General features: G+C 64.6%; 7 protein-coding genes. 3 read left to right on the forward strand and 4 right to left on the reverse strand.

Features of this window, described 5'->3' with window-relative positions:
* Positions 1-19: 19 nt before the first annotated feature.
* Genes M9978_RS22125 through M9978_RS22135 form a run of 3 tightly spaced genes read right to left on the reverse strand, consistent with a single transcriptional unit; the run spans position 20 to position 2,933 of the window.
* Positions 20-1,066, reverse strand: a complete 1,047-nt coding sequence (locus M9978_RS22125; RefSeq protein WP_254297179.1) for a homocysteine S-methyltransferase family protein — start codon at positions 1,064-1,066, stop codon at positions 20-22.
* Positions 1,063-1,980 carry a methylenetetrahydrofolate reductase gene (gene metF, locus M9978_RS22130; RefSeq protein WP_254297181.1) on the reverse strand — a complete coding sequence of 306 codons (918 nt, stop codon included), beginning with the start codon at positions 1,978-1,980 and terminating at the stop codon, positions 1,063-1,065. The genes M9978_RS22125 and metF overlap by 4 nt, the downstream gene beginning before the upstream one ends.
* Positions 1,977-2,933 (reverse strand): ArsR/SmtB family transcription factor, encoded by a 957-nt coding sequence (locus M9978_RS22135; protein ID WP_254297182.1) that lies wholly within the window; start codon positions 2,931-2,933, stop codon positions 1,977-1,979. The genes metF and M9978_RS22135 overlap by 4 nt, the downstream gene beginning before the upstream one ends.
* 138 nt (positions 2,934-3,071) lie before the next feature.
* Between M9978_RS22135 and M9978_RS22140 the strand changes: the two genes are divergently transcribed.
* The 3 genes from M9978_RS22140 to M9978_RS22150 are packed head-to-tail and all read left to right on the forward strand — an operon-like array spanning position 3,072 to position 4,513.
* The gene (locus tag M9978_RS22140; RefSeq protein WP_254297184.1) at positions 3,072-3,368 is read left to right on the forward strand and encodes a hypothetical protein; all 297 of its coding nucleotides are present in this window, start codon (positions 3,072-3,074) and stop codon (positions 3,366-3,368) included.
* Between the two features lie 46 nt (positions 3,369-3,414).
* Positions 3,415-3,573 (forward strand): hypothetical protein, encoded by a 159-nt coding sequence (locus M9978_RS22145; protein WP_254297186.1) that lies wholly within the window; start codon positions 3,415-3,417, stop codon positions 3,571-3,573.
* A gap of 4 nt (positions 3,574-3,577) precedes the next feature.
* Complete coding sequence (locus tag M9978_RS22150; protein WP_254297187.1) at positions 3,578-4,513, forward strand: aldo/keto reductase; 936 nt, start codon at positions 3,578-3,580, stop codon at positions 4,511-4,513.
* 635 nt (positions 4,514-5,148) lie between these two features.
* On the opposite strand, the gene M9978_RS22155 is transcribed toward M9978_RS22150, so the two are convergent.
* The gene (locus M9978_RS22155) at positions 5,149-5,802 is read right to left on the reverse strand and encodes a PEPxxWA-CTERM sorting domain-containing protein (RefSeq protein ID WP_254297189.1); all 654 of its coding nucleotides are present in this window, start codon (positions 5,800-5,802) and stop codon (positions 5,149-5,151) included.
* Positions 5,803-6,332: the final 530 nt, after the last annotated feature.

The following is a 6,332-nucleotide window of genomic DNA, read 5'->3' on the forward strand; positions in this document are numbered from 1 at the left end:
GTCAGCAGGGGGCTGGGAACTAGGCCGCCATCACGAACGGCTCGAGTCCGGCCAGCCGTGTGCGCACTTCCGGCGTCGCGATCTGACGGGGCGGCAGCCCGGCCACCGCATCGGCGATCGCCTTGATGTGCTCGGGCGTCGATCCGCAGCAGCCACCCAGGATATTGACCTGGCCCTGATCGGCCCATTCCTTGACCAGCCCCGCCGTCGTTGCGGGCGCCTCGTCATAGGCGCCGAGCTCGTTGGGCAAGCCGGCATTGGGATAGACCATGATCAGCGTGTCGCACAGCGCGCTCAGCGTCTTGACGTGCGGCCGCAGCTGCTCCGCCCCGAACGAGCAGTTGAGCCCGATCGTCAACGGCTTGGCATGGCGGATCGCCGCCCAGAACGCCTCGACCGTATGGCCCGACAGGTTGCGCCCGGACAGGTCGGTCAGCGTCATCGACATCATGATCGGCAGGTCGCGGCCCAGATCGTTCGCGGCTTCGATGCACGCCATCACGCCGGCCTTGGCGTTGAGCGTGTCGAACACCGTCTCGATCAGGATGAAGTCCACGCCCCCCTCGACCAGCGCGTCGATCTGCTCGCGATACACCTCCTTGAGGTGATCGAAATCGATCTCGCGATAGCCCGGGTCATTGACGTCGGGCGACAGCGACAGCGTCTTGTTGGTCGGCCCGAGCGCGCCGGCGACGAAGCGCGGACGGCCATCCTTCGCCTCGAACTCGTCGGCCACGCGTCGCGCCATCTTCGCGCTCTCGACATTGATCTCGCGCACGAGATGCTCGGCGCCGTAATCGGCCTGGCTGATGCGGTTGGCGGAGAAGGTGTTGGTTTCGGCGATGTCCGCGCCGGCCGCGAAATAGGCGCGGTGGATCGACTCCGGCACCTCGGGCTTGGTCAGCGCGAGGATGTCGTTATTGCCCTTCTGGTCGTGGCTGAGACCCAGCGACCCGGCATAGGCGGCCTCGTCCAGCTTCCAGTTCTGGATCTCGGTGCCGAACGCGCCGTCGGTGATCAGGATGCGCTTGGCGGCCTCCGCCAGCAGTTTCTCGCGCGCGGTCATGCCGCCTTCTCCCCGGTCAGGTCAGTGGGCCGAACGCCGAGCAGATGGCAGATCGCATAGCTCAGCTCGGCGCGGTTCAACGTGTAGAAATGGAACTGCCGGACATCGCCGGCATAGAGCTTGCGGCACAGTTCCGCCGCCAGCGTCGCCGCGACCAGCTGCCGCGCCGCCGGATGATCGTCGAGCCCCTCGAACAGCCGCGCCATCCATGCCGGCACGTCGGTGCCGCACATCGCCGACATCTTCCTGACGGCGGCAAAGCTCATCACCGGCATGATGCCGGGCACGATCTCGGCATCGATCCCCGCCTTCGCCGCTGCATCGCGGAAGCGGAAAAAGGTGTCGGGTTCGAAGAAGAATTGCGTGATCGCGCGGTTCGCGCCGGCGTCGATCTTGCGCCTCAAATTGTCGAGGTCGGCGATGGGATCGGGCGAATCCGGATGGCATTCGGGATAGGCCGCGACCGAAATCTCGAACGGATGCAGCTTGCGCAGCCCCGCCACCAGCGCCGCGGCATTCTCGTAGCCGCCCACCGGTGACTGGAACTTCGCCCCCGCGGTCGGCGGATCGCCGCGCAGCGCTACGATATGGCGCACGCCCGCCGCCCAATATTCGTTGGCGACCGCATCGATCTCCTCGCGCGTCGCCTCGACGCAGGTGAGGTGCGCGGCGGCGACGATCGGCGTCTCCCGCGCGATACGGGCGACGGTGTTGTGCGTGCGCTCGCGCGTCGTGCCGCCCGCGCCATAGGTCACGCTGACGAAGCGCGGGTTGAGCGGCGAGAGCGTCTGGATCGACTCCCACAGCGTCTCTTCCATCTTCTCCGTCTTGGGCGGGAAGAATTCGAAGCTCACATCGATATCGCCCGCAACGTCCGCGAACAGCGGCGCCGCCGGGTCCAGAATCAAACTCATGCTGCCTTCACCTTACCCAATGCTTCGCCGGCCTTGCGGGCCAGCCATAATTTCACCGTGAGCGCGCCGCCCTGCAGCGTCTCGGTCTTGACCGGCGCCATGCCCGCCGCCTCGAACCAGCCGAGCATCTGCTCGTCCGAAAAGCCGAGCCGGACATGGCCTTCACGGCTGCGCAATTCCTCGCGGTCGTGCGGCGCGAAATCCGCGATCAGCAGCCGCCCGCCGGTGCGCAACACGCGCGCCGCCTCGCGGATCGCGGCGCCTGGCTGCTGCGCGAAGTGCAGCACATGGTGCAGGATCGCCGCATCGGCCTCGTCATCCGCCATCGGCAGCGCATAGAGATCGGCCTGGCGCAGCTCGGCATTGGCCAGCCCGCGCTCGGACAATTTCGCGCGCGCCAGCCGCAACATCTCCGACGAGCGGTCGATGCCCAGCGCGCTGGCCGCGCGCGGCGCGAACAGCTCGAGCATCCGCCCGGTGCCGGTGCCGATGTCGATCAGCCGCTCGATCGGCGTCTCGCCCAGCGCGGTCGCCATCGCCGCCTCGACCTGCTCCTCGGCGACATGCATCGATCGGATCGCATCCCATTCGCCGGCATGGCCCTCGAACCATTCCGCCGCAGCCGCCGCGCGGTCGGCACGCACCGCCGCCAGCCGCGCGGTGTCGGCGACCGTCCAGTGATCCTCCTGCCCGCCCCATGCATCGAGCGCCGCGAGCACTGGCGCGACCCGCACCGGATCGCCGAGCGCGACGAACACCCAGCTGCCTTCCTTGCGCCGTTCGGCAAGACCCGCGTCGCACAGTATCTTGACGTGGCGCGAGACGCGCGGCTGGCTTTGCCCCAGCACCTGTGCCAGTTCGCCGACCGACAGCTCCATCGACCGGAGCAGCGCGAGAATGCGCAGCCGGGTCGAGTCCGCCAGGGCGCGGAAGGATTCGAGCGCGATCTTCATTGTGTATGAGTTAGCCCACTAATGTGGATATAGATATAAAGATATCTTTATATGAGGTCAACGCAACCCATTCGCGTTGCGACCGTTTCGCCTCGGCACTAGGGTGCGCATGCTCAACGCCTGAAAGGGATCAGCTGAATGAAACGAGTCTTTCTTCCGCTCGCGGCCGTCGCTGCGCTCGGCCTCGCCGCCTGCAGTGAAACGGCGCAGAACGAAACCGCCGAAGCGGCCGAGGCGATCGCCGCCGACGCCAATGCCACGATGGGCGAGGCTGCCGACGACGTCGAAGCGGCGACCGACGGGGCGCTGAGCACGGCTGAGAATGCCGCTGACCGCGCCGGCGCAGCGATCGGCGAAGGGGCGCGCGAAGTGGGCGAAGGCGCCGACCGCGTCGGCAACGCCGCCGACGCTGCGGGCGACGAACTCAAGAAGTAAGAACACGGGGCCGTCCTGACGGGCGGCCCCGATCATTGGGGGGGCGATGCGCGCGATCCTGTTCCTGCCGCTGATCCTGCTCGCGGCCTGCAATTCCACCGACGACACCACCGGCGTCAGCGAAGGCGAGGCCGCGCGGCTCAATGCCGCCGCGGAAACGCTCGACATCAACGCGACCGATCCCGGCGAGGCCGGCAAGGAGTAAGCTCATGCCGACGCTCGGCGTCACCGGCATCGCGACCCCGCCGCTGGTCTTTGGCGGCAATGTGTTCGGCTGGACCGCCGACCGCGACACCAGCTTCGCGCTGCTCGAGCGTTTCGCCGATGCCGGCGGCACGCTGGTCGATACCGCCGACGTCTATTCGGCCTGGGTTCCCGGTCACAGCGGCGGCGAATCCGAAACGGTGATCGGCGAATGGCTCAAGGCATCGGGCAAGCGCATCGGCATCGCCACCAAGGTCGGGATGCTGTCCGGCGAAGGCGGCGAAAAGCTCGCTCCCGCGCGCATCGCCGCGGCGTGCGACGCGTCGCTCAAGCGGCTGGGCGTCGACACGATCGACCTTTATTATGCGCATCAGGACGATGAGGGCGTGCCGCAGGAAGACGTGCTCGCCGCATTCGGCAAGCTCATCGACGCCGGCAAGGTGCGCCACATCGCGGCATCCAACTTCTCCGCCGCGCGGCTCAAATCGGCGCTCGACATCGCCACGCGCGACGGGCTGCCGCACTATCGCGCGCTCCAGCCCGAATATAATCTCGTGAGCCGTCACCGTTTCGAGGGCGAGCTGCAGAATCTCTGCGTCACGCACAATATCGGCGTGCTACCCTATTTCGGGCTCGCGGCGGGTTTCCTGACCGGCAAATATCGCAGCGAAGCCGATCTCGGCAAAAGCGTGCGCGGCAGGGGGATGGGCGAACTGCTCGCTGGCAAGGGTGCGGCGGTGCTGGCGGCAATGGACCATATCGCCGAGGAAGCGGGCGCGACGCACGCACAGATCGCGCTCGCCTGGCTCGCCGCGCAACCCGGCGTCACCGCCCCGATCGCCAGCGCGACTAGCATCGCCCAGCTTGATGAGCTGATCGCCGCGTGGGAGCTCCGATTGTCGCAGGATCAGCTGGATAAGCTGACAATCGCCGGCGCCTGATAGGGCGCGATGTCCGCTAACGGGTGGGAAGCCGCCCGGCTACTTTAGGGCTGAAATCTAACGATCTTGCTCATCCAACGAGCGAGATGTTCGCGTGGTGCCACGCCGAATGTGGGGGATGCGCAAAAGACAAAACGTCTGGCATGCTTCGTAGTGGATGTGTCGTCCTGCAGACGAAGTCACGTCTGAACCGGCCGTGACCCAACTCCTCAGACGGAGCCGTTCCGCCTATCGACCGTTATGCGCAGCACAGGATTCCATCATCGGGTTGCGGATGGCCGCCATATTACTGGTGTCGAGTTTTGTTTGTCTAACGATCTGTTGCCTTGGCCTTGTGCGCTATGATGCGCCAGGGCGCAGCATTACTCGGCAGCGCCGGCGCGAAACCGAAGCCTGCCGTCAGCGAATGATAGAACGGCATGGGATATTCGGGCGCAGGTCAGATGGCGACGGCGCCTGACGCCCGCATGATGCCAAAAACACACCAACTGTTACGTACGGCGACCGCTCGTCGAGAGCAGTCACACAACTGGCCGGCAGCGTGCGAACCACAGAATTAATTGAGACGAGTTCGTATGGCGCACGAAAAGAGATGCCGGGCCTCACGCTCGCCATCTCTTTACGGACATACTGTGTTAGGCGAACACGACCTTGGCGCGGCGGCGGCGCGAACGGATCGCCATGCCTGCAAGTCCGAAGCCAAGCAGCATCATCGCCCACGTTGAGGCTTCGGGTACCGCGAAGACGACGTTGTCGACTTCTGCCGAGTTGAAAGCGCTGCGGACACGAATACCGCTGATCAACGCGTCGCCATCGCCACGCGCGAACGTGATCCGCCGATTGGTATTCGGAATTTCCTGATTGCCATTAGCCGGCGTCGTGAATGCCCAGCCTTCCCAGCTTGCGATTACATTTCCAACCGCATCCAGCAGATCGACGCCATTGAACGCATCGATCGAACCCAGGAAAATGCTGACGGTGTTGTAGCCAACAGTCGCATTCGCCAAGGTGGCCGCGCCACCGCCGGCCACGGAGAGATACCGGCTGCCATCGCTGAACGCCGGCTCGGCCGAAGTGGCGGTGTCACCTGTAATGAGCTGAACCAGCGGGCCGCCGGAAAGCGTGAAGCCGGCAGGAAGGGCTCCGTTGAAGTTGATTGTCGCATTACCGGCAGGTGCTGCAAACGAGGCCGCCGACCCAGGCGTGGTAAAGAAACTGGCCGCGTTGGCTGAACTAGCAACTAGGCTGGCGGCGAGCGCGGCAGCCGCACAAAGCATCTTCATCTTCATGAACGTGAACCCTTAGACTGTGGTGATACGTGATACGGCGAACCGCACAATCTTGGATCCAAGATCGCATTAACGCTAATTAACCAGATGCCTCAGAGTTCCAATCGATACACACTATTTGAGCGACTGCCCCATTTTGGGATACAAAAGGGTATTACCGCTGTATGGCGCCAAATTAGGATGCGGTTCCGAACTTCCTGTGCGTCCACGCAGGCACATGATGTAACTGCATCGTCGCAGCTTCCAAGCGCCTCTCATATGCATCGGCCATTTCAAGATGAACGAGCGCCACCGCGTTGTCTTCGCAACCACAAGCCCTGTCGCGCTCCTGGCGCGCCCGCTCAAGATAATATGCAATATCGTCCGATCGCATTGCCGCCTCCACCGCTAATACGTCTGCAATCGACCTTAGAGACCGTTTGAGAATGGGTTGAAGCGGCGGCGGTGGCGTGATTCAAGCTCGGGATGTGGACCCGAGCGAGCCGTGGCCGGATGGCTGGATTTGAGCAGCGAGCGAAACGCTACCCGAC

This window comes from Sphingomonas tagetis (genome assembly GCF_024211275.1).
Taxonomy (GTDB): Bacteria; Pseudomonadota; Alphaproteobacteria; order Sphingomonadales; family Sphingomonadaceae; genus Sphingomonas; species Sphingomonas tagetis.

What these genes read in the sequence shown, in the direction of transcription:
- M9978_RS22125 (WP_254297179.1), bottom strand. Translation starts at nt 1,066, where the DNA reads ATGACCGCGCGCGAGAAACTGCTGGCGGAGGCCGCCAAGCGCATCCTG.
- metF (WP_254297181.1), bottom strand. Translation starts at nt 1,980, where the DNA reads ATGAGTTTGATTCTGGACCCGGCGGCGCCGCTGTTCGCGGACGTTGCG.
- M9978_RS22135 (WP_254297182.1), bottom strand. Translation starts at nt 2,933, where the DNA reads ATGAAGATCGCGCTCGAATCCTTCCGCGCCCTGGCGGACTCGACCCGG.
- M9978_RS22140 (WP_254297184.1), top strand. Translation starts at nt 3,072, where the DNA reads ATGAAACGAGTCTTTCTTCCGCTCGCGGCCGTCGCTGCGCTCGGCCTC.
- M9978_RS22145 (WP_254297186.1), top strand. Translation starts at nt 3,415, where the DNA reads ATGCGCGCGATCCTGTTCCTGCCGCTGATCCTGCTCGCGGCCTGCAAT.
- M9978_RS22150 (WP_254297187.1), top strand. Translation starts at nt 3,578, where the DNA reads ATGCCGACGCTCGGCGTCACCGGCATCGCGACCCCGCCGCTGGTCTTT.
- M9978_RS22155 (WP_254297189.1), bottom strand. Translation starts at nt 5,802, where the DNA reads ATGAAGATGAAGATGCTTTGTGCGGCTGCCGCGCTCGCCGCCAGCCTA.